Below are 23924 nucleotides of genomic sequence, written 5' to 3'. Positions count from 1 at the left end.
TGCGCAAAATTTCCCCTTAACGAGGAAGGCCCCCGGCGGTTGCCGGGGGCCTTCCTCGTTAGACCCAAGTCAGAGCGCTGTGTCGTTTACTCGCTGCCGCGCAGGATCGCAATGATGCGCAGGAACTCGACGTACAGCCACACCAGGGTGACCGTCAGGCCGAAGGCCGCCGTCCAGGAGTACTTGCGGGCGGCGCCGTTGCGGACGCCCTCGCTGATCATGGTGAAGTCGATGACCAGGGAGAACGCGGCGAGGCCGATAGCCAGCACACCGATGATGACGCCCAGCGGGATACCGGCGATCTCGATGCCGGTGCGCAGACCCCACGGGTCGTTGCTGACGCCGAAGACCATCAGACCTAGGTTGACCAGGCTGAACAGTGCGTAGCCGATCATGGCGATCATGAAGATCTTCATGGCCTTGGGGGTTGCACGGACCTTGCCGCTCTTGAAGAGCACGAGGGTCACGGCGAACACCGACAGGGTGCCCAGCAGAGCCTGCATGGCAATGTTCGGGAACTGCGCCTCGAGGAACATGGTGAGCCCGCCGAGGAACAGGCCCTCAAGGAAGCCGTAGCCGAGAATCAGCGCGGGAACGGGCTCGCGCTTGAACGCATTGACGAGGCCCAGGACGAAGCCGCCGATCAGGCCGACGATCATCAGCAGGGGCGCCAGTGACGGGAACAGGAACGCAGGAACCGCCGCGCCGATCAGCACCATGCCGATGGTGGCGATGGTCTTGACGATTACGTCGTCGAACGTCATGCGGCCGGTCTCCGCCGGACCTGCCGAAGGCTGGTTGTAGAGGTGCTCCAGCTGCTGCTGGTTCATGACCGTTTGACCGGCCAAAGCTGTTGAACCGTACGCTGCCGGATTGTCGCCGCGGGCAGCGGTACGGAAGTTCTTACCGTTGAATACCGGGTTACCGCCGAGTGCCATTGTGATGTAGTCCTCCATCTGGGGGCTGAGATTGTTCAACCCTACCAATATCAACGGATTCCACGCCGTTTTGTTCCTGAACCGCCCAGCCGGCTCTACCCGCGGCTGGAGAGCGCCAACGGTAGACTGTCGGCGTGCCAAACCTCCCTGCAGCGAAAGCTCCCCTGCCCGACGCACTGCCGCTGAAGATGCTGCACGACCGCCTCCTGGTCACCCTGGACAAGGACAGCAGCGAGCGGCGCTCGTCGTCGGGCATTGTCATTCCCGCCACCGCGGTGATGGGTAAGCGGCTCGCGTGGGCAGATGTGGCCGCGGCCGGACCCAGCGTCCGGCAGGTTTCGCGCGGTGACCGCGTGCTGTTCGACCCTGAAGAGAAATCCGAGGTCGACGTCGGCGGCACCGACTACATCCTCCTGCGAGAACGGGACGTCCATGCGGTGGCGCAACCAGAGACCGACGACGCCGGCACCGGCCTCTACCTCTAGCCACACCCTGGCGCCGGCCCAGTTTCCTCGCTCGAAGGCGTTCGCGCTACCCGCCGGTAGTCTCCGCCGAACAGTTGTTATGCAATTGCTATCTGGCAGGCCCCGTATGGCAAAAAGTGGTAACACAGCGCAGGTAACATAATCTCCACACTGAGTGACTTCGATCACAGGCTGTAAGGCCGTCGTACCTCGACGGACAAGCCACCATCGTGGAGGTTCATAACTTGATAACCAAGCCGACGCCGGCATGGCGCAGGAGGCTACTGATCCTGATTGCCGGCCTCATGGCCGCATGCTTCATGAGCGCACCCGCTGCAGGAGCATCAGCCTCCGTTGCTGCACCTGTCATGAACATGCAGACCCCCGCCTCCGTCCAGGCCGGGGAATTCCAAAACAGGATCAGCGGCGTGCTGCGCAACGCCGAGGGTCCGCTTGCAGACGTCCGCATCACGGTCACCGGTGAGGGTTTCGAAGGCGAAACCACCTCCGATGAAAACGGCCGCTGGGTTGTTGAGGTCGAGGAGCAGGGTGCCTACGAGGTGGAACTCGATGAGTCCACCCTCCCCGAGGGAGCCGCTCTGGCCGAAGGCCAGGAGAACCCCCGCACCGTTACCTTCGCCGGAACCACAAACATCACCACGCTCTTCCTGTTCGGTGAGGGCATTGTGCTGGAAACCACGAGTTTCTGGAACGTCTTCGCCGACCGCGCTGTGGCCGGCCTCAGCTTCGGCCTTCTCCTGGCACTGAGCGCGGTCGGGCTCTCACTGATCTTCGGCACCACCGGACTCACCAACTTCGCCCACGGAGAGATGGTCACGGCGGGGGCGGTACTGACCTTCGCCTTCGCGGCCATCGGGCTGCCGGCGTTCCTCGCAATCGTCCTAGCCGTCATCGCAGGAGGTGCGCTGGGCTATGTCCAGGACGCGGGCCTCTGGAAGCCGCTGAGGAAACGGGGCTCCGGGCTCATCCCGATGATGATCGTCAGCATCGGTCTCGCCCTGGCCCTGCGCTACATCATCCAGTTCTTCTTCGGCGGTGCAACGCAGCAACTTCCAGGCGCACAGGGCCGCATCCTCGACTTCGGGCCGGTATCCATCTCGCAGAACAACCTGACGTCGCTGATCACCAGCCTCGTTGTCATCCTGCTCATCGCGTTCCTGCTCCTGCGTACGCGGATCGGCAAGGCAACCCGGGCGGTCGCTGACAACCCGGCGCTGGCAGCTGCATCAGGAATCGACGTCGACCGCGTTATCCGGCTGGTCTGGGTGGTCGGCGGAGCACTCGCGGCCCTCGGCGGCATCCTCTGGGCCTACTACCGCCCCGGTGTCTCCTTCAATATGGGCCAGCAGATTTTGCTGCTGATCTTCGCGGGCGTGGTCCTCGGCGGGCTGGGTACAGTCTTCGGCGCCCTTGTCGGCTCGCTTATCGTTGGCCTCTTCGTCGAAGTGTCCACCATCTGGCTGGAGGCTGACCTCAAGTACGTCGGCGCTCTGCTCATCATGATCATTGTTCTTCTCTTCAAGCCAGAGGGCATCCTCGGCCGTCGAGAGCGCGTAGGTTAGGGGCCACCTGAAATGGACTTCGGAAATATTCTTGCCCTCGCCTTCGGCGAGATCATCAGCCCGACGACGGCGGCCTACGCGCTGGCGGCGCTCGGTCTCGCAGTGCACTTTGGCTATACCGGGCTGCTCAACTTCGGACAGGCAGGTTTCATGGCGGTCGGCGCGTACGGCTTCGCTATCCCGACCCTCAGTTTCGGTGCGCCGCTTCCGGTCGCAGTACTGATAGCGCTGCTGGCTTCAGTGGTCTTCGCGATCCTGCTCGGCATTCCCACCCTGCGCCTGCGCGCAGATTACCTTGCCATCGTGACCATCGCTGCAGCGGAAATCATCCGCTATGTGGTGACGACCAACAGCCTCACGAACGTCACCGGCTCAGCCAACGGCCTCGCCGGAGGTTTCGAGAACGGGTTCTTCGCGCTGAACCCGTTCCCCGAGGGTGCCTACAACATCGGTCCGGTCGGCATGAACGCGGACGGGCTTTTCATCAGGGTGGTGGGCTGGACGATCGTTGCCCTGGCCTGCCTGTCCGTGTGGCTGCTCATGCGCAGTCCGTGGGGACGGGTGCTGAAGGGTATCCGCGAAGACGAGAACGCTGTGCGTTCCCTCGGCAAGAACGTCTACGCGTACAAGATGCAGGCGCTGATCATCGGTGGTCTGATGGGCACGGTTGCGGGGATGATCTTCACCATCCCCCGCGGGGCCGTGCAGCCGGCGAACTACGCGACGGAGCTCACGTTCTTCCTCTACACCGTGCTGCTGCTCGGCGGCATGGCCACCGTGCTTGGTCCGGTCATCGGCGCAATGATCTTCTGGGTGGTTCTCTCCCTCACCCAGAGCCTGCTCTTCGGCGCCATCGAAACCGGCGCCATCACATTCCTCACCAACGTCCAGGCCGGTCAGCTCCGGTACATCCTGGTGGGTGTTGCGCTCATGCTGCTCATGATCTTCAGGCCGCAGGGCGTACTCGGCAACAAAAAGGAGTTGGCGTTCGCATGAGTGAACCCACGGCGGAACCGACACCGCAACCCCCAGCAAAGCCAGGCGGACGGCGCGCAGCACATGCCGTTTCCGGCTCAGCCCAATCGCCAGCCGGGTCCATGCCCGGGCCCGCGGCGGATGGCATTGACTACATGACTGATTCACGGCCCATCACCGACGACACCCCCGGCCCGGGCTGCCGCAAGCGCGATCCGATTGTCACGGCGAAGAACGTCACCCGGAGCTTCGGAGGCGTCAACGCCGTCGATGTTGAGTACCTCGAGATCCCGCGGAACAAGATCACCGCGCTCATCGGCCCCAATGGCGCAGGCAAGACGACCCTGTTCAATCTGCTCACCGGGTTTGATTCGCCGCAGAGCGGGGAATGGACGTTCGACGGCCAGCCCCTGGCCGGCGTCGCGCCCTACAAAGTGGCGCGTCTCGGCATGGTCCGCACGTTTCAGCTGACCAAAATCATGGGCAAGCTCACCGTCATGGAAAACATGCGCCTCGGCGCTACAGACCAGCCGGGTGAGAGCCTCGCGCGAGCCCTCTTCAAGGGCCTGTGGGGCGGCCGCGAGAAGGAGATCACCGGCCAGGCCGAGGTCCTGCTGAAGAAATTCAAGCTGGATGCCAAGACTGACGACTACGCCGCATCCCTCTCCGGCGGGCAGCGCAAGCTGCTGGAGATGGCACGGGCCCTGATGGTCAAGCCGCGCCTGGTGATGCTTGACGAGCCGATGGCAGGCGTGAACCCGGCACTCACCCAGTCCCTGCTTGACCACATCAAGAACCTGAAGGCAGAGGGCATGAGTGTCCTGTTCGTCGAACATGACATGCACATGGTCCGGCACGTTGCGGACTGGGTGGTGGTCATGGCGGAAGGCCGCGTGGTCGCGGAGGGAACTCCCGACGTCGTCATGAAGGATCCGGCGGTCATCGACGCCTATCTCGGTGCTCACCACGACGTCGACCTCGGCGACTCCCACGGCGTGGAAAAGCTCGAGGCCGAGCTTTCCCACGACGAGGAGTCTGTGGTGGGAACAGAGAATGCGGGGCTCCTGGACCACGCCAGAATCACCGAGCTTGAGGGCACCGCCCGAGACACTGGAACAGAGGAGAAGCGGCCATGAGCGAAGCAGCGGGAACCGCAGGATCACAGCGCGCCCACGGCGCGGAGTCAGTGCCCGGCAAGTCCGTCGTGAAGGTCACCGATCTAGTGGCCGGCTACCTGCCCGGCGTCAACATCCTGAACGGTTGCTCAATCGAAGCGCGGTCGGGTGAACTTATCGGGATTATCGGTCCCAACGGCGCAGGGAAGTCGACTCTCCTGAAGGCAATGTTCGGCCTTGTGAAAGTGCACTCCGGCACCGTAGTGGTGCGTGACCAGGACATCACCGGCCTGAAAGCCAACAAGCTGGTCAGCAAGGGTGTGGGATTTGTCCCGCAGAACAATAACGTCTTCGCCACCCTGACCATCGAAGAGAACCTTCAGATGGGCATGTACCAGCGGCCCAAGGACTTCAAGGAACGCTTCGACTTTGTCACCGGCCTCTTCCCGGAGCTCGGCAAGCGGCGCGCCCAGCGCGCCGGGTCTCTCTCGGGTGGTGAACGGCAGATGGTGGCCATGGGCAGGGCACTCATGATGGAACCGGCCGTGCTACTCCTTGACGAGCCGTCCGCCGGTCTCTCCCCCGTCAAACAGGATGAGACGTTCCTCCGTGTCCATGAAATCAACCGGGCCGGCGTCTCGGTCATCATGGTGGAGCAGAACGCCAGGCGGTGCCTGCAGATCTGCGACCGCGCCTACGTCCTCGACCAGGGCAAGGACGCCTACACCGGCACCGGACGCGAGCTCATGAAGGACCCCAAGGTTATCCAGCTTTATCTCGGGACGCTCGCCGACACCGCGTAGCTCACGCCAGTAGAGGCCCTCTCCGTCCAGGAGGGGGCCTCAGCTGCGTTAAGGGCCCGCCCACACGCAGAAGAACCCCTCTCAGGCTGGGAGGGGTTCTTCTGTACTGTGCGAGTGAATCAGGTGGTGCGGTTAGAGCTGTCCTGCCTCGGAACGGTAAGGCTGCGGAACATTGTCCGCGTCGAACTCGTAGATACCGATGAAGGCTTCGGTCGGATCACCGTTCTCGTCGAACGTGATCGGGCCGGAGATGCCCTGGTAATCGATATCCTCGCCGTTGCGCTGGAGGGTGATGCAGCCTGCGTAGTCGAAGCACTCAGTGCCCTCCTTGGACACTGCCTCGAGTTCAGCTGCGATTGCTGCTCCGTCAATGCTTCCCGCTGCATCTGCGGCGAGGGCAATGAGGTTCACGGCATCGTAGCTTTCACCTGCGTAGTTCCAGACGTTCAGGTTCGGGTCGATACCGGCCAGCGCCTCCTTGAACTGGTCGCCTGCGAAGGAACCGGGCTGGGTGCCCTGTGCGCCTTCGAGAGTGCCGGGATCGAGATCCTCGCTGTAGTCGGCGGTGTTGCCGTCCACGAAGAACATCGATCCTGGGTCAACACCCTGACCGGTCATCAGCGGGATGATGCTGTTGGCCTGGTCGAAGCTGATAACCACGTAGGCGTCAGGCTCGGCTGCCACGAGGGCGTCCACCTGGCTGCTGAACTGCGAGTCACCCTCATTGAACATTTCCTCGGCGACGACCTGACCGCCGGCGCTCTCAACTGTTTCCTTGATACTGGCCTGGAGACCGGTGCCGTACGCATCGTTGAGTACGATCATGCCCACGGTCTGTGCACCACAGGCCATGATGTAGTTGCCGAGCACGCGGCCCTGCAGGACGTCGGAGGGAGCGGTCCGCCAGTAGAGCCCGTTGTCATCCCAGTCGGTGAAGTCCGGAGAGGTGTTCGCGGGCGACATCTGAACTACGCCTGCGCCGGTGATCTGGTTGATCACCGTCTGCGATACGCCGGACGACGCCGCGCCGACAATCGCACTGACATCCTGGGACAGGAGGTCGGTCACGGACTGCGTTGCAATGTCGGTGGTCGTGTCACCGGAATCGCGGTGGATGATCTCGATGTCCTGGCCGAGCACGCCGCCGGACTCGTTGATCTCCTGTGCCGCGAGGTTAACGCCTGCAATTTCGGGAGGACCGAGGAATGCGAGCGCGCCCGTTGTGGGCAGGAGGGATCCGAGCACCAAGGGAGATTCGGAAGTGGTTTCCGCCTCAGGTACTGCACTCGGATCGCCCTTTTCGCCGGGCTCGGGGGCTGCGCCGCCCTGACTCTCGGGACAGGTGAGTCCCGACGCTGCCGCTGCCGAGGCTGTCTCGTCCGAAGGTGAGGCGCCGTCACCTTCGGGGGTGGGATTTCCACCGCAGGCAGATGCGAAAAGTGCGACTCCCAGACTCAGGGCCGCAATCTTCGCTGCGCGCGGAGCATTCTCCCCGATGCTGAACCGCGCGGAGTTACGTGTTGCTGTCATGAAATTTATCTCCTCGATCGAAAGACTCGATCAGCCTTTGATGCGATCTCCAGGTGTTCCTGGTATGTGAAAAAGCTAGTGCAAAAACGTGTCCAAGATAAGCAAATCTGGTTACATCCTTGTAACGCTCGTCACAGGGGTCTTGACTAGCCTTCCAGCGGCATCGATCGAACGTGTGCGCGGCTCGCGTATTCTTGATGGGATGCTCTGGTGGACTCCCTGCCGGGACGTCCGTCGGAAGTTACGCCCCAGTAGCCCAATGGCAGAGGCAGGAGACTTAAAATCTTCACAGTGTGGGTTCGAGTCCCACCTGGGGCACCATCGGCGATGCCGCGCAGTCAGCTCTCTTCAGTCCCGAAGTACAGGTGTTTGTGCAGCCGGCAGCCAGGGTTGAACGGTGCACTGCACGAGAAACATCCGTCAGCCTCCAGGTAGTCCCGGATGGACATGGTGCACCGGCACACACCGCACAAGATTGCATCCGTGCCGTACTCCCCCGGTGGCCAGACCTCGGCGGCGTGGTCTGCCGTCTCCGCATGGCACAGATGGCAGGGGTAAAACTCGCCGCAGCACCTGAACCGGATGGCAACGATGTCCAGGTCCGTCCGGTAATGCACGCAGCGCGTTTGATCATCAACCGCACGCCCCAGCACCTTCCTCACGATCGTGAACTATAGCTGCTTAAACGACGACGGCGGCACCCGTAAAGGGTGCCGCCGTCGCCTTGAGGAGGTACTAGGCCTTGAGGAGGTACTAGGCCTTGAGGAGGTACTAGGCCTTGGCCTTGGTCTTCTCTGTATCCTCGGAGCGGTTCTTGTCCAGCGAGGGCGTCTCCTGCTTCTTCGGCGGAGGAGTGGCAGCCTCACGGAACTGGCGGCGGGGAGTCTGCAGATCCATCAGCTGGGTGGTGTCACGCCCGAAGACGAAACCGAGCACCCAGTTGCCCACTACGCGGGCCTTGCGCTCGAACATGGGCATTGCCATGCCGTGGTAGCCGCGGTGTGCAAGCCACGCGGGCAGTCCGCGCATGCCGAAGCCCATGATGTTGGCTACGCCCTTGTACTGGCCGAACCCGGCAACCGCACCGAGGTTCTTGTGCCTGTATTCACGGACGCGGCCCACGCCGTAGCGCTCAGCGTAGATGTTGTCGGCGAGAAGCTTGGCCTGCCGCACAGCGTGCTGCGCGTTCGGGACGCAGAAACCGCCCACGCCGCCGCCGGAGAGATCGGGCACTGCGGAAACGTCACCGGCCGCCCAGGCGCCGTCCAGCGGGCCGTCGTCGCCGGTGATGCGCAGTTCAGCGCTGGCGCGGACGCGGCCGCGCTCGTCAATCGGGAAATCGGTGTTGCGGACCACGGGGTTGGCCTGCACGCCGGCAGTCCATACGAGGGTGTCTGTCTCGAATTCATCCGCCGGGGATTTGTCCGGCATATTGATGAGCTTCAGCTTGCCGTCCTTGGCGCTGGCCAGCGAGGTGTTCAGCTTGACCTGCACGCCGCGGGCCTGCAGGTGCTGCACAACCCATTTGGCCTGCTCTTCCGTGACCTCGGGCATGATGCGGCCCATGGCCTCCACCAGCACAAAGCGGATGTCAGAACGCTGAAGGCGCTTGTTCTTCTTGACGGCAGCGCGCGCGAGGTCTTCCATCTCTGCAAGCGCCTCGATGCCGGCGAACCCACCGCCGACGACGACGAAAGTCAGCGCGCGGTCACGCTCCGCACCCGGCTCCATCAGGGATCCGGTCTCGATGCGCTCGAGGAGCTGGTTGCGCAGGGCGACGGCCTCCTCGATGGTCTTGAGGCCGATCCCCTCCTCCGCCAGGCCCTCGATCGGGAACGTGCGGGTGATGGCGCCGGCCGCGATGACGATGTCACGGTAGTTCAGCTCGAAAGGCTCACTGCCGTCCGCGGGTTCAACGGTTGCCGTGCGCGAGGAGTGGTTGACGCCCGTGACCTTGCCCGAGATGAGCTCGGTGTCAGTCAGGTGCATGCGGTGGGAGACGACGGCGTGACGCGCCTCAATGTTGCCACCGGCCACCTCGGGGAGGAACGGCTGGTAGGTCATGTAGGGCAAAGGATCAACGAGCGTGACAATGCCACCGTGATCCTTCACCTTCTTCTGCAGCTTGTGGGCTACGTACAGACCGACGTAGCCGCCGCCGACAACAAGGATCCGGGGACGATCAGAAAAGTTGGAGGTTTGAGCCATGAAACCAGCGTACCGGACTTTGTGAAAATCTTCACTAACTGTTGTCGCCGTCCGTTTCCGCGCCACCCTGCCGGTACACCCGGATGACCTGATACGTTCCGCCGAGCAGGATACAGAGGATCAGCCCGCCGAATCCGAACACGATGAAAACGGGCAGCGATGTGGCAGCTGACGCACGCTCAGCGGCAGCCGGCACGGTCGGTTCAGGGATGTCGGGCAGCGGCTCTTCGGCCGGTGCCGGTTCCGGCGGAGGAGGCGGCGGCACCTCGCCGCGCCGGTACGTCTCGATGTACTGCGCCATGCTCACCACACCGCCCGCACCCAGCAACAGTTCTTCAGGAAGTGTGAGGTCGGCATTCACGGCCGCGGCGGCGTCGAGAATCCCGTGACCGTAGATGGTGTCCTTGCCGGGTATGCCGGCATCGCGTGCGGTCATGATGATCCGGTTGATGACCTGCGGAGCTGTCAGGTCCGGGTACTTGGCACGGATCAGTGCCGCGACGCCGGAGACCAGCGGCGCAGCACCGGAGGTTCCGGACCACTTGCTTGCGTACAGCCCACCCGGCAGCGCCCCGACGAGGTTCTCGGCCGGCGCCGCAATGCCGATGCTGATGCCCTCGGATGATGACTCCCGACTCGCCGCACCCTCCGCATCCAGCCCGCCCACAGCGAGAACACCGGGCATGGTGGCCGGCGCACCTACCTGCACGGACCCGCCGGCGCGGTTGCCGGCGGCGGCGACAATGACGACGTCGTTCTGTTCGGCATAGAGGAATGCCTCGTCCCAGCTCTCCGGCCAGGTGGGAGACGTGCTGCCCAGCGACATGTTGATCACGGACGCCCCGTTGTCCACCGCCCACCGCACAGCGTTCGGGATCTGTTCGTCAATGCTGACCCCCGCGGGATTGGCGCCCGTGGACTCGCCGCCGATCCAGAGCGAGACGGCAAGCAGCTCTGACTCCGGTGCAACCCCGACGACGCCGTCCGGCCCCCGCCCGGCAGCCTTGACTGCAGATTCCCCGGCCTTGGCAGACGCCTCAGCAGATGCCTCAGCTTCAGCAGACGACGGCGGTGCGGAGCCCGAAGGCTTAGCCGACGGCGATGCAGTGCCGGACGGTGTGGCAGACGGGCTTGGTTGAGGCTCTTCGGGCTCGTGCCCACGCCCGGCAATCAAACTGGCCACCAGTGTGCCGTGCTCAGGCACCTCGCCGATACCGCGCTGCCCGTTGGGCGCTCCTGCTCCGGAAACATCGGTTCCGCCGGTGACAACGCCTTCCAGGTCCGGGTGGCTTCCATCCACCCCGCTGTCTATCACCGCGACCGTCACTCCGGCACCCTTGGTGTCCTCCCACGCCTCGGTGATTCCGTAATCTTCCAGCCAGTATTCACGCTCGCGGATCTCCCCGCCATGGGCCGCAGCGCCTCCCACCGGGATGATGACGCCGGCGGAAAGACCCACTGCAAGCACGACGGCGGCAATCGACCGGGGAACAAGGGCGCCGGACGGCACGGGACGCACTGTCATCCATGTTCCCTTCGGGAGACGGCGCTGAGGGCGATTCCGTCCAGAATGTCATGCTCACTCGCCACTGCGCTCTGCACGCGGCCTTCCGTGGCGTCGGCAACCCGCCGGACGATTGTCCGCCAGATCAGGGCGCCGGCTCCGATCACGTCCACGCGGCCGGGGTGCATGTAAGGCAGGGCCGCGCGTTCGGAACGCGACAGGTGGAGCAGCGAGGTGGTGGCGGTATCGATCTCGTCAACCGTCAGGGACGTGCCATGGATCCGCTCCGACTGGTACTCCGGAAGTTTTAACGCGTGCGCTGTCACGGTGGTGATGCTCCCTGCAACGCCGATGACGCCGTGGACGGAGGCAAGGTTGACGTCGGTGTTCGCCTCATCGATCATCCTGCCGATCTCTTCCTCGTCAGCGGCGATCTCCTGCTCCGTCGGCGGGTCCGAGCGCAGGAACCGCTCAGTGAAACGGACGCAGCCCATATCCGTGCTGCGCGCCGCAAGAACCTGGTTTCCGGTGCCGACGACGAACTCTGTACTTCCGCCGCCGAGATCGACCACGAGGACAGGGGCGTCGTTCTCCCCTGCCAGCACGCTCGCGGCCCCGGAGAACGACAGCTCCGCTTCCTCGCCGCCGCTGACGACCTCCGGTTCGATGCCGAGCCGGTCCCGTACGCCGGAGACGAAGACGTCGCGGTTGCCCGCATCACGGGTAGCCGACGTCGCCACGAACCGGACGCTCCCGGCGTCGTGCTGCTTGATCAGTGCAGCGTACTCATCCACGGCCTCGAACGTCCGCTCCAGCGCTGCTTCGGAAAGCATGCCGGTGGCGTCAACTCCCTCGCCGAGGCGCACCACCCGCATCAGGCGGACGACGTCCGTCAGCCCGGTACCGCCGTCGACATCCGCGATCAGCAGGCGAATCGAGTTGGTTCCGCAATCAATGGCTGCAGTACGCATGTCAGCCCTTCCCTTCACTCGTTCGACGTTCGGCACGTTTGGCATCCAGCTCTGCAGGGCTGAGGCCCTGGGTCTTCACATGCCGGCTGAGATCGCGGTTCGGCGCGTGTCCGCTGGTGTCCCACGCGCCCACGCAGCGGCACTGATCCGCAGTCCACCATTCCGCGATGGCAGCCAGCGCCTCATCTCCCAACGGATTCACGCCCGGACCGGCCGCAAGGGAATGACCGACCAACACATGAAGGCACTTGACGCGTGAGGGCATGCCGCCGGCGGACACGCCGTTGATCTCCGGCACAGGACCGATGCCGGTGCGCTCCCCGATCTCGGACCGCGTGCGGAGGTACGCCTCGTGGGCCTGCCGGTAGCGGGCCGCGAGAGCGGTGTCCTGTTCGAGCCGCTCCGTCATTTCGGTCATGGTCCCGCCGGCTTCCAGGCGGGACACCGCCGCGGTGATGACCGGATGCGTGAGGTAGTAGGTCGTGGGGAAGGGGATGCCGTTACTGAGTCGCGGGGCGGTGGTCGCCACCAGCGGATTGCCGCAGACGCACCGGGCACCGATCTCGACGACGTCCCGCACCGGGCGGCCCAACTGCCGGCTGAGGGTCTCGAGATCAGCCGGTGTGGGGGCAAGCGGATTCGATTCCGTCACTGCTGTCCTTCCTGAACCTTGTCTACCTCCGGCGTTTTTGTCGCCTGGTTGCGGTTTCGGAGTGCCTTTGACAACAGATAGGCGACAAAAACTTCCGCATACCAAGGTTAGTCGGTGGCAGCCCGCTCCACAGATTCCCAGAGGGCATCCGCCCACGGCAGATCCTCCGGCGCCGCGGCGGACTGCTGTTCCGCCGACGTCTCCACGCCTGTTCCGCCCTTGACCAGGTAGCGGGTTTCTCCGGGCATCACCAGGAAGAGGCGGTCGCGGGCCTGCTGCTTGATGTACGCGGGATCCTCCCACCGGGCGATCTGCGTTTCGAGGACGCCCTGCTCCTGCTGCAGCGCCGCGATGCGATCCTGCAGGGCTTCGGTTTCCGACTGCTGCTGCAGGTAGGTGCGCACCGAGGGCGCCAGCAGCACGATGATGGTCACCAGCACGACGGCGAGCGCCAGCAGACGCCCGGAGAAGGCTTTGGCGGGGATCGGTTCCGCGTCCTCCGCGGGCACAATCACGCGATCCGAGGGCTTGCGGAAAGGTGCGCTCGCGGTCCGGATGGCCCCAGCCAGCTGCGAGCGTTCCGCGGCCCTGGCTTCGGACGGAGAGGATTTCTTGCGCGGCTCCGGCGATGCCGGAGTACGCGCTGCCCTCTGCGGTGCCGGCGGCGTCTCCGTCTTGCGGCCCGCACCCGACGGCGCTGAACGCGCTGAAGCGCCCTGGTTGCCAGGGCGCTTCAATTGCGGCGTCTGCTGCCTCTGCCCGTCAGTGCGCGCTCGCGTTGTACGCGGAACGCTGGGGCGTCGGGTGGACATCGGACTCCTCGCTCACGCTGTGTTCTGCCGTCAGGTCAGGGGAAATGCCCCGACAAAGACGGTTACCTGCTTAACGAGGGTAACGCCCCATGAAGGACCAATCAGGCAGTGAAACGCGGGAAGGCCGAACGTCCCGCGTAGCGCGCGGCGTCGTCCAGTTCTTCCTCGATACGCAGCAGCTGGTTGTACTTGGCTACGCGCTCCGAACGGGCCGGTGCGCCCGTCTTGATCTGCCCGGCGTTGGTTGCCACGCAGATGTCAGCGATGGTGGTGTCTTCGGTCTCACCCGAGCGGTGGGAGGTGATCGTGGTGTACCCGGAACGCTGGGCCAGGGAAATGGCGTCCAGTGTTTCGGTGAGCGTGCCGATCTGGTTCACCTTTACGAGCAGCGAGTTGGCTGTGTCAGCCTTGATGCCGCGCTCTAGCCGGACCGGGTTGGTCACGAAGAGATCGTCGCCGACGAGCTGGACCTTGTCACCGATGGACTCGGTGAGTGCCTTCCAGCCGTCCCAGTCTTCCTCGTCCAGCGGATCCTCGATCGAGACCAGCGGATAGTCGCGTACCAGCTCCTCGTAGTAGGCGCGCATCGCCGCGGAATCAAGCGTCTTGCCCTCGAAGGTGTAGCTGCCGTCCTTGAAGAACTCGGACGCGGCAACGTCCAGCGCGAACGCGATGTCCGTGCCCGGGGTGTAGCCGGCGCGCTCGACCGCGGTGGTGATGAGGTCGAGGGCATCGCGGTTGGAGGGAAGGTTAGGAGCGAAGCCGCCCTCGTCGCCTAGGCCGGTTGCCAGGCCCTTCTCGTTCAGGACCTTCTTGAGCTCGTGGTAGACCTCGACGCCCCAGCGGAGCCCCTCGGAGTAGGACTCGGCTCCCAGGGGAACGATCATGAACTCCTGGATGTCGACGTCGGAATCGGCATGCGATCCACCGTTGAGGATGTTCATCAGCGGAACCGGCAGCACATGTGCGTTGGGTCCGCCCAGGTAACGGTAGAGCGGCAGCGCGGAGGATTCTGCGGCTGCACGGGCAATCGCCAGGGAGACGCCGAGCATGGCGTTGGCGCCCAGGTTCGACTTGTTCTCGGTACCGTCCAGGTCAATCATGGCCTGGTCGATGGCGCGCTGGTCTCCTGCATCGAAGCCGAGCAGTGCCGGCTGGATCTGCTCGATGACGGCTTCAACGGCCTGGAGTACACCCTTGCCGAGGTAGCGGTCCTTGTCTCCATCGCGGCGTTCGTTTGCCTCGAAGGCTCCGGTGGAGGCACCGGAGGGAACGGCTGCGCGGCCGAAAGTGTCGTCGTCGAGCAGTACCTCGACCTCAACCGTGGGGTTGCCGCGGGAGTCGAGGATTTCACGTGCATGGATGGCGTCAATGATTGCCATGGAAATGCTCCTGTTCGTGTCAATGGAGTTTCTTCGGACGGACAGCGCAACGTGCTCAACTCTAAAAAGCTGATGCGTCTGCGCGGGGATTCGTACTCAGCCTAATTGAAAGCGGCCGTCGATGGCCGACCGTGACGGGCTCTTTTCACTTGGGGACCGCGGGCACGGCCGAGCCAGACCGCGCGAGATGTTCATCCTGGTACCTGCGCACAGCAACGCGCAGCGCCCGCTCCGGATCCAGCCCCGCGTCAACTGCACGCCCGACGACGGCGAGCAGCACCCGGCCGAGCTCGTCCTCCGACGCCGGGTCCGCTTCAACCGACGGCTCGACGACGCCGCCTTCCTCTCGCCCGGAGGTTCCGTTGCGGCGTGCGCGCTTGAGCGTCTTCGCCGCCGCTGCGAGCGCCGGAAGCCCCGCCGGGATGCTCGCAAACGGCGTGGAGTCGGGCTGTTCCTGCGCCTTGATGCTGTGCCACGACGCTTCGATCTCCGCAATCGAGGAGGTCGGTACGTCCCGGAGACCGCCGTCGGGAGTGAAAACGTGCGCGTTCCGCCGAATCATCTTTGCTGTGAGTCCGTCGATGACCTCCGCCAGGGCGAACGATCCGCTTTCCTCCTGCAGGCGTGCGTGAAGCACCACCTGCAGGAGGACGTCCCCGAGTTCGGAGCGCAGTTCAGCAACGCTGGCCGGCCCCTCAAGCACCTCCAAAAGCTCGTAGCACTCCTCAAGCAGGTACTCGGCGAGCGATTCGTGGGTCAGCGTACCCATCCAGGGGCAGCGCTCCCGGAGCTGCCCGATGACGTCGACCAACCGCTCGAGGGCCGCTCCCGCCCGCTGGGCGCTTTGGGTCATGCGCCGTTGGCGCCGTCATACCCCTGCGCGATGAGCTCCGCGAGAGCGGTGCGGCTGTCGAGGGGGATGAACGCGGCTTCCACGGCGTTGAGGGTCAACTCAAGCAGGTCATCGAGGTCATAGTCGAAGGTTTCAACGAGGAGCTCGAACTCCTCGGTGAGCGTGACACCGCTCATCAGGCGGTTGTCCGTGTTGACGGTGACGTTGAAACCGAGCTGGTACAGGAGGTCGATCGGATGGCTCGTGATGTCCTTGCCGAAGGCCTCGATCGCTCCCGTCTGCAGGTTCGATGACGGGCAGACCTCCAAGGGAATCCCGCGGTCGCGGACCCACGCGGCCACCTGGCCCAGGCTGGCCATGCCGACCGGGGCGTCCGAACCGCCGTCGTCATCGAATTCCACCGTAATGTCCTCAGCGATGCGCACGCCATGGCCCAGCCGCTGCGCGCGTCCGCTGACCAGCGCATCGACGATGCTGTCCACTCCGGCAGCCTCACCGGCGTGCACCGTTGCGGGGAACTGGTGCTGGGCGAGGTAGGTGAAGGCGTCCGCGAAGCGGGCGGCGGGGAAGCCGTCCTCGGCGCCGGCAATGTCGAAGCCCACGGCGCCGCGCTCGCGGTGGCGGACCGCCAGTTCGGCGATCTCCTGACCGCGGTCCGCGTGCCGCATGGCGGTGATCAGCTGTCCCACCTGGATGGTGCGGCCGCGTGCGGCAACTGCCTCCACGCCGGCGTCGAGACCTTCCTGGACCGCCTCGACAACCTCATCGAGGGACAATCCCCCGGTGAGGTGCTGCTCCGGTGCCCAGCGCACTTCTCCGTAGACCACGCCGTCGTCTGCCAGGTCTTCCACGAACTCCTGCGCCACGCGGGAGAGACCGTCGCGGGTCTGCATGACCGCGATGGTGTGGTCAAACGTCTCCAGGTAGCGCACCAGGGAACCGGAGTCTGCGGAGTCACGGAACCACTGGCCCAGTGCAACCGGATCGGTCGAAGGAAGCTGGTGGCCTACCGCTTCGGCGAGTTCGATGATGGTCGCAGGCCGGAGTCCGCCATCCAGGTGATCGTGCAGCGAAACTTTCGGCAGGGCACGGATGTCGAAGGTGAGGTCAGGAGCAAGGGAAGTCATTGGTTCAGTCACAGGCCAAGACTACGCGAGGCCAGTGACTTCGCTGCGGGTTCCTCCAGGCTGTCCGGTTCAGGGGTGCGTGGGTGCAGCGGCTCCGGGCGCGGCCTCGTGGGGGTCGAGCCGCGCACAGCGCTGATGATGCGGTCGACAATGAAGCCGAGGACCACGGCGATCGCTATCGCAACAGTGACGCCCAGGAGGTGGTTGTCTTCGAACCACGCGCCGGCAAGGGCGCCGATCCCCACCGAGTAGCTCCCCCAGGCCAGGGCGGAGATACCCGTCAGCGCAACGAAGCGCCGTCGTGAGTAGCCGGTTGCGCCGGCCGTGAGGTTGACCGCCACGCGTCCGAAGGGAATGAAGCGTGCAACCAGGATCAATGAGGCCGCCCGCTTCTCAAGTTCGTAGCCGGCCCATTCGAACGCTTTCTGCGAGCGTGGACGGCGCATCCACCGGAAGCGCTGGGTACCAACGCCCCTGCCCATCAGGTAGGCGATATTGTCACCGGCAAACGCCCCGAGGGCAGAGACGAGGATCAGGAGCCAGGCGTTGGGCACGCCCTCGGTGATAATCAACGATGCGAGACCCACCACCACTGACTCGCTGGGGAACGGCGGGAAGAACCCGTCAACCGTGCAGCAGATGAACACCAGCAGGTAGACCCAGGGCTGCTCGGCGGTGCTGAGGATGAAATCACTCAGTCCATTCGTGACAGCATTAATCGCGTCCACTACCTGCGCTCCTTGGATTGTGCGGATCGGCTCCGGTTGCCGCCGCCCCAGGTGGGTCAGTGACCTTCTATAAGAACCATGCCAGCCGTGGATCAGGAGGGTCCATGGGGTATGCCCCTGTAGAACCCCTGATCCAGCCTTTTTCCAAGGTTATGGTTTAACCCGCTCCCGCCGCGTCGCCCAATGGGGTGATGTTCCCGGTACGCGACTCGTCCCCAGGTAGTAGGTGAGTACCCTGACAGGGGCCCCTGAGAGGGCCCCTGATGTCAGGCGGTTCGGCTCAGGCGATGCGGTCGATGATGAGCTGCTGCGCCGGGCGCGCACCGTCGGGTGCAATCACGACGGCGGTTTCCAGCGCCTCACGCGCGCGATCGAACTTCTCGGGGGTGTCAGTCAGGAGGGTCATCAGCGGCTCTCCCGCGCGGACCATAGCGCCGGGCTTGGCATGCAGCCGGATACCCGCTCCGGCCTGGACCGCATCTTCCTTGCGTGCGCGTCCGGCTCCCAGGCGCCAGGCAGCAACACCGACGGCCAGGGCATCGAGCCCGACGAGGACTCCGTCGGCCGGTGCATAGATGGTCTCGGACTCCCGGGCGACGGGGAGCGCAGCGCGAGGGTCCCCGCCCTGCGCCTCGATCATGCGGTTCCAGACGTCCATCGCACGGCCGTCCCTGAGCGCCTGAGCGGGATCAGCATCGCGTACGCCGGCAGCAGTCAACATCTCCTCCGCCAGTCGGACCGTCAGCTCAACGACGTCCTGCGGCCCGCCGCCGGCAAGTACCTCAACAGATTCCTCAACCTCGATGGCGTTGCCCGCCGTCAGCCCGAGCGGGGTAGACATGTTGGTCAGGAGGGCAACGGTCTTCACCCCGGCGTCCGTACCGAGGGCCACCATGGTTTCGGCAAGCTCGCGGGCCTGGGCCTCGTCCTTCATGAACGCGCCGCTGCCCACCTTCACATCGAGGACCAGCGAACCCGTTCCCTCAGCGATCTTCTTGCTCATGATCGACGACGCGATCAGCGGAATGGCCTCCACTGTCCCGGTGACATCACGCAGCGCGTACAGCTTCTTGTCGGCAGGAGCCAGCCCTGCGCCCGCCGCGCAGATGACGGCGCCGACGTCGGCCAGCTGGGCCATCATCTCGTCGTTTGACAGCTGAGCGCGCCAGCCCGGAATGGACTCGAGCTTGTCAAGTGTGCCTCCGGTGTGGCCGAGGCCGCGCCCGGAAAGCTGCGGCACGGCGACGCCGAAGACGGCGACCAGCGGCGCGAGCGGGAGGGTGATCTTGTCTCCGACACCGCCTGTGGAGTGCTTGTCACTGGTCGGCTTGCCAAGGGCGGAGAAATCCATCCGCTCGCCGCTGGCGATCATCGCGGCCGTCCAGCGTGAGATTTCCGTGCGGTCCATGCCGTTGAGCAGGATCGCCATATTGAGCGCGGCCATCTGCTCGTCCGCGATCGCACCCCGGGTGTAGGCGTCAATGGTCCAGTCGATCTGGGCCGGGCTGAGAGTGCCCCTGTCACGCTTGGTGCGGATGATGTCAACGGCGTCGAACTGTTCGCTCATTCGGTGCTTCCTGTCTCTGTAGTGCCGGCGGCTGACCTGCCCGCGTCTGCGAGGTGCTGCGGGCCGAACGCGTCGGGCAGTACCTCGTCCATGGTCCGGATTCCGCTCACGGTCATCAGATGCATGCCCGGCGCCCGGAATTCATAGAGCAACTGACGGCAGCGGCCGCACGGCATCAGTGCGTTGCCGTCCCCGTCCACACAGCTGAAAGCGACGAGCCTGCCACCGCCGGTCATCTGGAGCTGGCTGACCAGCGAGCACTCCGCGCAGAGGGTGAGCCCATAGGACGCGTTCTCCACGTTGCAGCCGGAAACAATCCGCCCGTCGTCCGTCAGGGCGGCAGCCCCCACCGGGAAGTTGGAGTACGGGACATATGCCTTCCGCATTGCAGCGGTTGCCGCTTCGGCGAGAGCCTCCCATGGGAGGTCAGCGGCAGAGCCGGCCGTCGTCGTCGTGCTTTCATCCATGGTTCCCATGGCTCTACTCCTTGACGTAGGGGATGCCGCCGGCTGCCGGCGGGCGGGACCGCCCCACCAGGCCTGCGACCGCCAGGATGGTCACGATATACGGCAGCATGGCCAGGAACTGGCTCGGGACGTCCGTCCCGATGATGGACAGGACAAAGCGCAGGTTGGTCGCGAAGCCGAACAGCAGGGCCGCGAAGAACGCGCCGATCGGGTTCCAGCGTCCGAAGATGAGCGCGGCGAGGGCAATATAGCCCTGACCCGCGGTCATGTCCCGGGTGAACGTGCTCACCGAAACCAGCGTGAAGAACGCACCTCCGAACCCGGCAACAGCACCGCCCAGAAGGACATTCCAGAACCGCGTGGCGTTGACCTTGATGCCCATGGTGTCTGCAGCCTGCGGGTGCTCGCCCACGGCCCGTACGCGCAGCCCCCACTTGGTGCGGTACAGCCCGAGCCAGATGATAATGACGGCGGCGTACATGAAGTAGCCGACGATGGTCTGCTGGAACAGGATCGGCCCGATGACCGGAATGTCCGCAAGCAGCGGGATGCGGATGTCCGGCAGGCTCGGCGGGGAGTTGAACGTTGCCGAGTCACGGCTCAGGAGCGTGGAAGCGAGGAAGCCGGTCAGTCCGGAAACCAGCACGTTCAGAACCACGCCGACAATGATCTGGTTCACCAGGTACTTGATGCTGAAGATCGCGAGGATCAGCGAGACCAGGACGCCGGCGAAGGCGGCGGCGATCAGTCCCACGTAGACGCTGCCGGACACCGATGCGGCAACGGCTGCGGCAAACGCTCCGGAGAGCAGCTGGCCCTCGATCGCGATGTTGACGACACCGACGCGCTCGCACAGTACCCCGGACAGCGATCCGAAGATCAGCGGGATGGCCAGCGTCACTGATCCTGCCACCAGGCCCGCTAGGGAGATGGTTGGGCGATCAGCAATCCCCACCACCCAGGTAAGGAATCCGACCACGAAGAGGAACGCGTAGGCGATGCCGGCCCAGCGGTTGATGCTCGCGCCGCGGCGCACCTGCAGGTATGAGTAGACCGTGATTGCGATGAGGGCGATGGCCACAACCCAACCGACCACGTTCGCCGGCAGCGCGATGTCCGCGAGACGGAAGCGGTCGGAATCATCCGAGACCCGGAAGACAGCGGTGGTCGCCGGCCCGCCGAGTGCGAAGACGAACAACGCCAAAAGGGCTCCGACACCGAATCCGATCGGCGCCTTCCAGCTCCTGGTCGATGATCCCGTGACCCGTGAATCAGTCACCGATGCTGCGATGCTCATGCTGCACCTCCGGATGTGGTCGCCTTCTGGTTCTTGCGGGACGGCTTTTCCTTCCGGTCAATCCGGAAGATCGCCTTGACCAGCGGCGGCGCGGCGATGAAAAGGACAATGAGTGACTGCACCACGAGGACAATGTCGATCGGCGTGCCGGTGAGGGTCTGCATCTGCACGCCTCCCGCACGGAACGCACCGAACAGCACGCCCGCGAAGAACACACCCCACGGATGGGATCTGCCCAGCAGCGCAACGGTAATCGCATCGAACCCGAAGCTCGCCGCAATACCGCTGGTCAGCACCTGCTCGGTTCCTGCCACCTGCGCAACTCCGGCCAGGCCAGCGAGACCGCCGGCAAGCATCATGACGACGACGTAGCCTTTGGTCACGCTGATGCCCGCGGTGCGCGCAGCGAACGGGTTGGCGCCCACGGCGCGGAGTTCGAAGCCGACGGTGGACCGGTTCAGCAGCCACCAGACGCCGTAAGTTGCAGCGATCGCCACCAGGAAACCGAGGTGCAGGCGGAACTGCGGACCGAGGATCTGGGGGAACAGCGCCGTTTCGTCCAACCGCGGGCTGATCGGGTTGGCCGATCCCGGATTCTGGAAGGACGGGGTGGTCAGCAGATATCCGACCAGGTAGATGGCGATGTAGTTCAGCATGATGGTCACAATGACCTCGTGCGCACCGGTGCGCGCCTTGAGGATGCCGGGAATGAACCCCCAGAGGGCGCCGCCCACGAACCCAGCGAGGACAACGAAGACCAGATGCAGGCCGAAGGGCAGGTGCCAGGAGAATCCGATCCAGCCGGCAAACATGGCGCCGAGGATGATCTGCCCCTGTGCACCGATGTTGAACAGCCCGGCACGGAAGGCGACCGCCACGCCAAGGCCCGCGAGGATGAGCGGCGTTGCCACGGTGAAGGTCTCCGTGAGCGGGCGGAACATCAGGGCAAGGGAATCGGCGCGCGGGTTGAACACCGCACCCTGGAACAGCGCCACGTACGCGCTGCTTGCCGCTTCCCAGGCTGCCACGAGGGTGTCAGTAGGCCGGGTGAAGAAGTACGACGCAGCTGCGGCGACGTCCTCGTCCGTCAGCGCGATGAGAATCCCGCCGAGGACGATCGACAGCACGACGGCGAGAATCGCCACGAGCGAGGAGCCGGTGACAATGCTCTTCAGAATTCCGCGGCCGCGGTCCTCGGAGTCCTCGGGTGCCGGCGTTGTATCACCGGTGCCCGGTGCCGGCGGCGGCGCAGCAGTGTCCTCGGCGCCGGCTTCGGTACCCCTGTTCGCGGCGCTCATCGGTTTTCCTCCCCGGTTCCCCGGTGCTGGCCCTGTCCCAGGGCCTCTTCGGCCGTCATCCCGGCCATCATGAGTCCGAGCACGTCGCGCGACGTGTCGCCGGGCACCACGCCCATAAGTTCTCCTCCGTGCAGGACCGCAATGCGGTCCGCAAGTTCACTGATTTCATCGAGTTCGGTGGATACGATCATCACCGGTGTGCCGCTGTCGCGCTCTGTCACGATGCGTTTGTGCAGGAATTCGATCGAGCCGACGTCCACGCCGCGCGTGGGCTGGGAGGCAATGAAGAGGTTCAGCGGCCGTGACAGTTCCCGGGCCAGGACCACCTTCTGCTGGTTGCCGCCGGAGAGCGTGCTGACGGGCGCTTCGGCGCTCTGGGTCCGCACGTCGAACTCCGCGACTTTATCCCGGGCATTCTTGAGGACCACTGACGGTTTCATGGCCAGTCCCTTGGCGAAGGGCGGCTCGTTGTACCAGTTCAGGATCATGTTCTCGGCGATCGAGAAACTGCCCACCAGGCCGTCCACCTTGCGGTCTTCAGGAACAAAACCCACGCCTTCGCGGATGATGTCCTTGACCTTCATTCCGAGCAGTTCCTTGCCGTTGAGCTGAATGGATCCCGAGGCATGCGGGTGCAGCCCGAGGATCGCTTCCGTGAGCTCCGTCTGGCCATTTCCCTGCACGCCGGCGACTGCCAGGATCTCGCCCTGTGAAATCTCGAAGCTGACGTTGTCCAGCAGATTCTGCCCACCGGGCCCGGGAACGGTGAGGTTGCGCACGGTGAAAGTGGTTTCACCGGGCTTGGCGGGCGCTTTGTTGAGGTTGAGACTGACCTGCCTGCCCACCATCATCGTGGCCAGTTCTCCGGTGCTGGCGGTGGGTTCAACCGTTCCGACGACGGCGCCCCTGCGGATCACCGTAATGACATCGGAGACTGCCTTCACTTCACGCAGCTTGTGCGAGATGAACACGATGGCCGTGCCGCCCGCCTTCAGCTCCTCGATGATCTGGATCAGTTCGTCGGTTTCCTGGGGAGTGAGCACGGCAGTGGGCTCATCCAGGATCAGCACCTCCGCCTTGCGGACCAATGCCTTGATGATCTCCACCCGCTGCTGCACGCCCACGGGGAGGTCTTCGACGAGGGCATCGGGATCAACGTCGAATCCGTAGCGGTCGGAGATCGCGCGGATGCGTGCGCGGGTCTTGTCGAGGTCGAGGATGCCGCCGGCCTTGGTGTGCTCATCGCCCAGCGCCACGTTCTCGGCGACCGTGAAGACCGGGATAAGCATGAAGTGCTGATGCACCATGCCGATACCGGCGGCCATGGCATCACCCGGCCCGCGGAAGGTGACCGGCTTTCCGTCCACCAGGATGCGCCCGTCACTGGGTTCATACAGTCCGTAGAGGACGTTCATGAGGGTCGACTTGCCGGCACCGTTCTCGCCGAGGAGGCAATGCACCTGGCCGGGGTTCACCACCAGATCGATATTGTCATTGGCAACAAGGGAGCCAAACCGTTTGGTGATTCCCTGCAGTTCGAGCTTCACAACCCCAACCAACCTGTCCTTTGTGGGAGCTGGTCAGCGACGGTGAGGGTAACACCTCGGCCCGTCCGCCGGCGCCAGCATGCAGAATCAATTCAACCGTAAC

22 protein-coding genes and 1 tRNA gene are annotated in these 23924 nt (G+C 64.5%); 6 read left to right on the top strand and 17 right to left on the bottom strand.

All coding sequences use genetic code 11. The features are described from left to right. Positions 1–86: 86 nt before the first annotated feature. The gene (locus ACZ2GY_RS04440; protein ID WP_471673546.1) at positions 87–938 is read right to left on the bottom strand and encodes a Bax inhibitor-1/YccA family protein; all 852 of its coding nucleotides are present in this window, start codon (positions 936–938) and stop codon (positions 87–89) included. 188 nt (positions 939–1126) lie between these two features. Between ACZ2GY_RS04440 and ACZ2GY_RS04435 the strand changes: the two genes are divergently transcribed. The 5 genes from ACZ2GY_RS04435 to ACZ2GY_RS04415 all read left to right on the top strand — a co-directional run bounded on the left by ACZ2GY_RS04435 (position 1127) and on the right by ACZ2GY_RS04415 (position 5878). Further along, complete coding sequence (locus ACZ2GY_RS04435) at positions 1127–1423, top strand: GroES family chaperonin (RefSeq protein ID WP_471673545.1); 297 nt, start codon at positions 1127–1129, stop codon at positions 1421–1423. Between the two features lie 284 nt (positions 1424–1707). After that, on the top strand, positions 1708–2985 hold the full coding sequence (locus ACZ2GY_RS04430) for a branched-chain amino acid ABC transporter permease (protein WP_404800758.1): 1278 nt from the start codon (positions 1708–1710) through the stop codon (positions 2983–2985). 12 nt (positions 2986–2997) lie between these two features. Next, on the top strand, positions 2998–3981 hold the full coding sequence (locus tag ACZ2GY_RS04425) for a branched-chain amino acid ABC transporter permease (protein WP_277359524.1): 984 nt from the start codon (positions 2998–3000) through the stop codon (positions 3979–3981). 101 nt (positions 3982–4082) lie between these two features. Beyond that, positions 4083–5096 carry an ABC transporter ATP-binding protein gene (locus ACZ2GY_RS04420; protein WP_404800759.1) on the top strand — a complete coding sequence of 338 codons (1014 nt, stop codon included), beginning with the start codon at positions 4083–4085 and terminating at the stop codon, positions 5094–5096. Beyond that, on the top strand, positions 5093–5878 hold the full coding sequence (locus tag ACZ2GY_RS04415; RefSeq protein ID WP_277359525.1) for an ABC transporter ATP-binding protein: 786 nt from the start codon (positions 5093–5095) through the stop codon (positions 5876–5878). Before ACZ2GY_RS04420 ends, ACZ2GY_RS04415 begins: the two co-directional genes overlap by 4 nt. 132 nt (positions 5879–6010) lie before the next feature. Here the strand turns inward: ACZ2GY_RS04415 and ACZ2GY_RS04410 are convergent, their stop codons facing one another. Beyond that, on the bottom strand, positions 6011–7408 hold the full coding sequence (locus ACZ2GY_RS04410) for an ABC transporter substrate-binding protein (protein ID WP_056548887.1): 1398 nt from the start codon (positions 7406–7408) through the stop codon (positions 6011–6013). A 245-nt stretch (positions 7409–7653) separates the two neighbouring features. Between ACZ2GY_RS04410 and ACZ2GY_RS04405 the strand changes: the two genes are divergently transcribed. Then, positions 7654–7729, top strand: a tRNA-Leu gene (locus ACZ2GY_RS04405). 17 nt (positions 7730–7746) lie between these two features. Here ACZ2GY_RS04405 and ACZ2GY_RS04400 read toward each other — a convergent pair. From ACZ2GY_RS04400 to ACZ2GY_RS04330, 15 genes are all read right to left on the bottom strand, one after another. After that, the gene (locus ACZ2GY_RS04400; protein ID WP_471673544.1) at positions 7747–8025 is read right to left on the bottom strand and encodes a CHY zinc finger protein; all 279 of its coding nucleotides are present in this window, start codon (positions 8023–8025) and stop codon (positions 7747–7749) included. 154 nt (positions 8026–8179) lie between these two features. Next, complete coding sequence (locus ACZ2GY_RS04395) at positions 8180–9616, bottom strand: NAD(P)/FAD-dependent oxidoreductase (protein ID WP_471673113.1); 1437 nt, start codon at positions 9614–9616, stop codon at positions 8180–8182. Positions 9617–9650: 34 nt separating this feature from the next. Continuing rightward, a complete protein-coding gene (locus ACZ2GY_RS04390; protein WP_471673112.1) occupies positions 9651–11141 on the bottom strand; it encodes a S8 family serine peptidase in 1491 nt (496 codons plus the stop codon). Further along, the gene (locus ACZ2GY_RS04385) at positions 11138–12091 is read right to left on the bottom strand and encodes a Ppx/GppA phosphatase family protein (RefSeq protein WP_471673111.1); all 954 of its coding nucleotides are present in this window, start codon (positions 12089–12091) and stop codon (positions 11138–11140) included. Before ACZ2GY_RS04385 ends, ACZ2GY_RS04390 begins: the two co-directional genes overlap by 4 nt. 1 nt (position 12092) lies before the next feature. Beyond that, on the bottom strand, positions 12093–12743 hold the full coding sequence (locus ACZ2GY_RS04380; RefSeq protein WP_471673110.1) for a DUF501 domain-containing protein: 651 nt from the start codon (positions 12741–12743) through the stop codon (positions 12093–12095). Positions 12744–12850: 107 nt separating this feature from the next. Continuing rightward, entirely contained in the window at positions 12851–13555 is a 705-nt protein-coding gene (locus tag ACZ2GY_RS04375; protein ID WP_471673109.1) for an FtsB family cell division protein, read from the bottom strand. 101 nt (positions 13556–13656) lie between these two features. Continuing rightward, the gene (gene eno, locus ACZ2GY_RS04370) at positions 13657–14937 is read right to left on the bottom strand and encodes a phosphopyruvate hydratase (RefSeq protein WP_056548894.1); all 1281 of its coding nucleotides are present in this window, start codon (positions 14935–14937) and stop codon (positions 13657–13659) included. A gap of 145 nt (positions 14938–15082) precedes the next feature. Continuing rightward, positions 15083–15790 (bottom strand): MazG nucleotide pyrophosphohydrolase domain-containing protein, encoded by a 708-nt coding sequence (locus tag ACZ2GY_RS04365; protein WP_471673108.1) that lies wholly within the window; start codon positions 15788–15790, stop codon positions 15083–15085. Then, complete coding sequence (locus ACZ2GY_RS04360) at positions 15787–16929, bottom strand: adenosine deaminase (RefSeq protein ID WP_056548898.1); 1143 nt, start codon at positions 16927–16929, stop codon at positions 15787–15789. The genes ACZ2GY_RS04365 and ACZ2GY_RS04360 overlap by 4 nt, the downstream gene beginning before the upstream one ends. Further along, positions 16926–17645, bottom strand: coding sequence for a DedA family protein (locus tag ACZ2GY_RS04355; RefSeq protein WP_277358175.1), 720 nt, complete (start codon positions 17643–17645; stop codon positions 16926–16928). The genes ACZ2GY_RS04360 and ACZ2GY_RS04355 overlap by 4 nt, the downstream gene beginning before the upstream one ends. Positions 17646–17925: 280 nt before the next feature. Then, a complete protein-coding gene (locus ACZ2GY_RS04350; RefSeq protein WP_277358176.1) occupies positions 17926–19212 on the bottom strand; it encodes a thymidine phosphorylase in 1287 nt (428 codons plus the stop codon). Further along, on the bottom strand, positions 19209–19679 hold the full coding sequence (locus ACZ2GY_RS04345) for a cytidine deaminase (RefSeq protein ID WP_471673543.1): 471 nt from the start codon (positions 19677–19679) through the stop codon (positions 19209–19211). The genes ACZ2GY_RS04350 and ACZ2GY_RS04345 overlap by 4 nt, the downstream gene beginning before the upstream one ends. A gap of 13 nt (positions 19680–19692) precedes the next feature. Further along, entirely contained in the window at positions 19693–20976 is a 1284-nt protein-coding gene (locus ACZ2GY_RS04340; RefSeq protein WP_277358177.1) for an ABC transporter permease, read from the bottom strand. After that, on the bottom strand, positions 20973–22274 hold the full coding sequence (locus ACZ2GY_RS04335) for an ABC transporter permease (protein ID WP_277358178.1): 1302 nt from the start codon (positions 22272–22274) through the stop codon (positions 20973–20975). Before ACZ2GY_RS04335 ends, ACZ2GY_RS04340 begins: the two co-directional genes overlap by 4 nt. After that, complete coding sequence (locus ACZ2GY_RS04330; RefSeq protein WP_471673107.1) at positions 22271–23821, bottom strand: ABC transporter ATP-binding protein; 1551 nt, start codon at positions 23819–23821, stop codon at positions 22271–22273. Before ACZ2GY_RS04330 ends, ACZ2GY_RS04335 begins: the two co-directional genes overlap by 4 nt. Positions 23822–23924: the final 103 nt, after the last annotated feature.

It is taken from the genome of Arthrobacter sp. KKT183, from assembly GCF_055657625.1.
This window is presented reverse-complemented; position numbering and strand designations above follow the sequence as displayed.

Coding starts and splice junctions, on each gene's coding strand:
- ACZ2GY_RS04385 (WP_471673111.1), bottom strand. CDS start 12,091: ATGCGTACTGCAGCCATTGATTGCGGAACCAACTCGATTCGCCTGCTG.
- ACZ2GY_RS04410 (WP_056548887.1), bottom strand. CDS start 7,408: ATGACAGCAACACGTAACTCCGCGCGGTTCAGCATCGGGGAGAATGCT.
- ACZ2GY_RS04435 (WP_471673545.1), top strand. CDS start 1,127: ATGCTGCACGACCGCCTCCTGGTCACCCTGGACAAGGACAGCAGCGAG.
- ACZ2GY_RS04350 (WP_277358176.1), bottom strand. CDS start 19,212: ATGAGCGAACAGTTCGACGCCGTTGACATCATCCGCACCAAGCGTGAC.
- ACZ2GY_RS04340 (WP_277358177.1), bottom strand. CDS start 20,976: ATGAGCATCGCAGCATCGGTGACTGATTCACGGGTCACGGGATCATCG.
- ACZ2GY_RS04345 (WP_471673543.1), bottom strand. CDS start 19,679: ATGGATGAAAGCACGACGACGACGGCCGGCTCTGCCGCTGACCTCCCA.
- ACZ2GY_RS04425 (WP_277359524.1), top strand. CDS start 2,998: ATGGACTTCGGAAATATTCTTGCCCTCGCCTTCGGCGAGATCATCAGC.
- ACZ2GY_RS04440 (WP_471673546.1), bottom strand. CDS start 938: ATGGCACTCGGCGGTAACCCGGTATTCAACGGTAAGAACTTCCGTACC.
- ACZ2GY_RS04420 (WP_404800759.1), top strand. CDS start 4,083: ATGCCCGGGCCCGCGGCGGATGGCATTGACTACATGACTGATTCACGG.
- ACZ2GY_RS04415 (WP_277359525.1), top strand. CDS start 5,093: ATGAGCGAAGCAGCGGGAACCGCAGGATCACAGCGCGCCCACGGCGCG.
- eno (WP_056548894.1), bottom strand. CDS start 14,937: ATGGCAATCATTGACGCCATCCATGCACGTGAAATCCTCGACTCCCGC.
- ACZ2GY_RS04375 (WP_471673109.1), bottom strand. CDS start 13,555: ATGTCCACCCGACGCCCCAGCGTTCCGCGTACAACGCGAGCGCGCACT.
- ACZ2GY_RS04335 (WP_277358178.1), bottom strand. CDS start 22,274: ATGAGCGCCGCGAACAGGGGTACCGAAGCCGGCGCCGAGGACACTGCT.
- ACZ2GY_RS04395 (WP_471673113.1), bottom strand. CDS start 9,616: ATGGCTCAAACCTCCAACTTTTCTGATCGTCCCCGGATCCTTGTTGTC.
- ACZ2GY_RS04365 (WP_471673108.1), bottom strand. CDS start 15,790: ATGACCCAAAGCGCCCAGCGGGCGGGAGCGGCCCTCGAGCGGTTGGTC.
- ACZ2GY_RS04430 (WP_404800758.1), top strand. CDS start 1,708: ATGGCCGCATGCTTCATGAGCGCACCCGCTGCAGGAGCATCAGCCTCC.
- ACZ2GY_RS04390 (WP_471673112.1), bottom strand. CDS start 11,141: ATGACAGTGCGTCCCGTGCCGTCCGGCGCCCTTGTTCCCCGGTCGATT.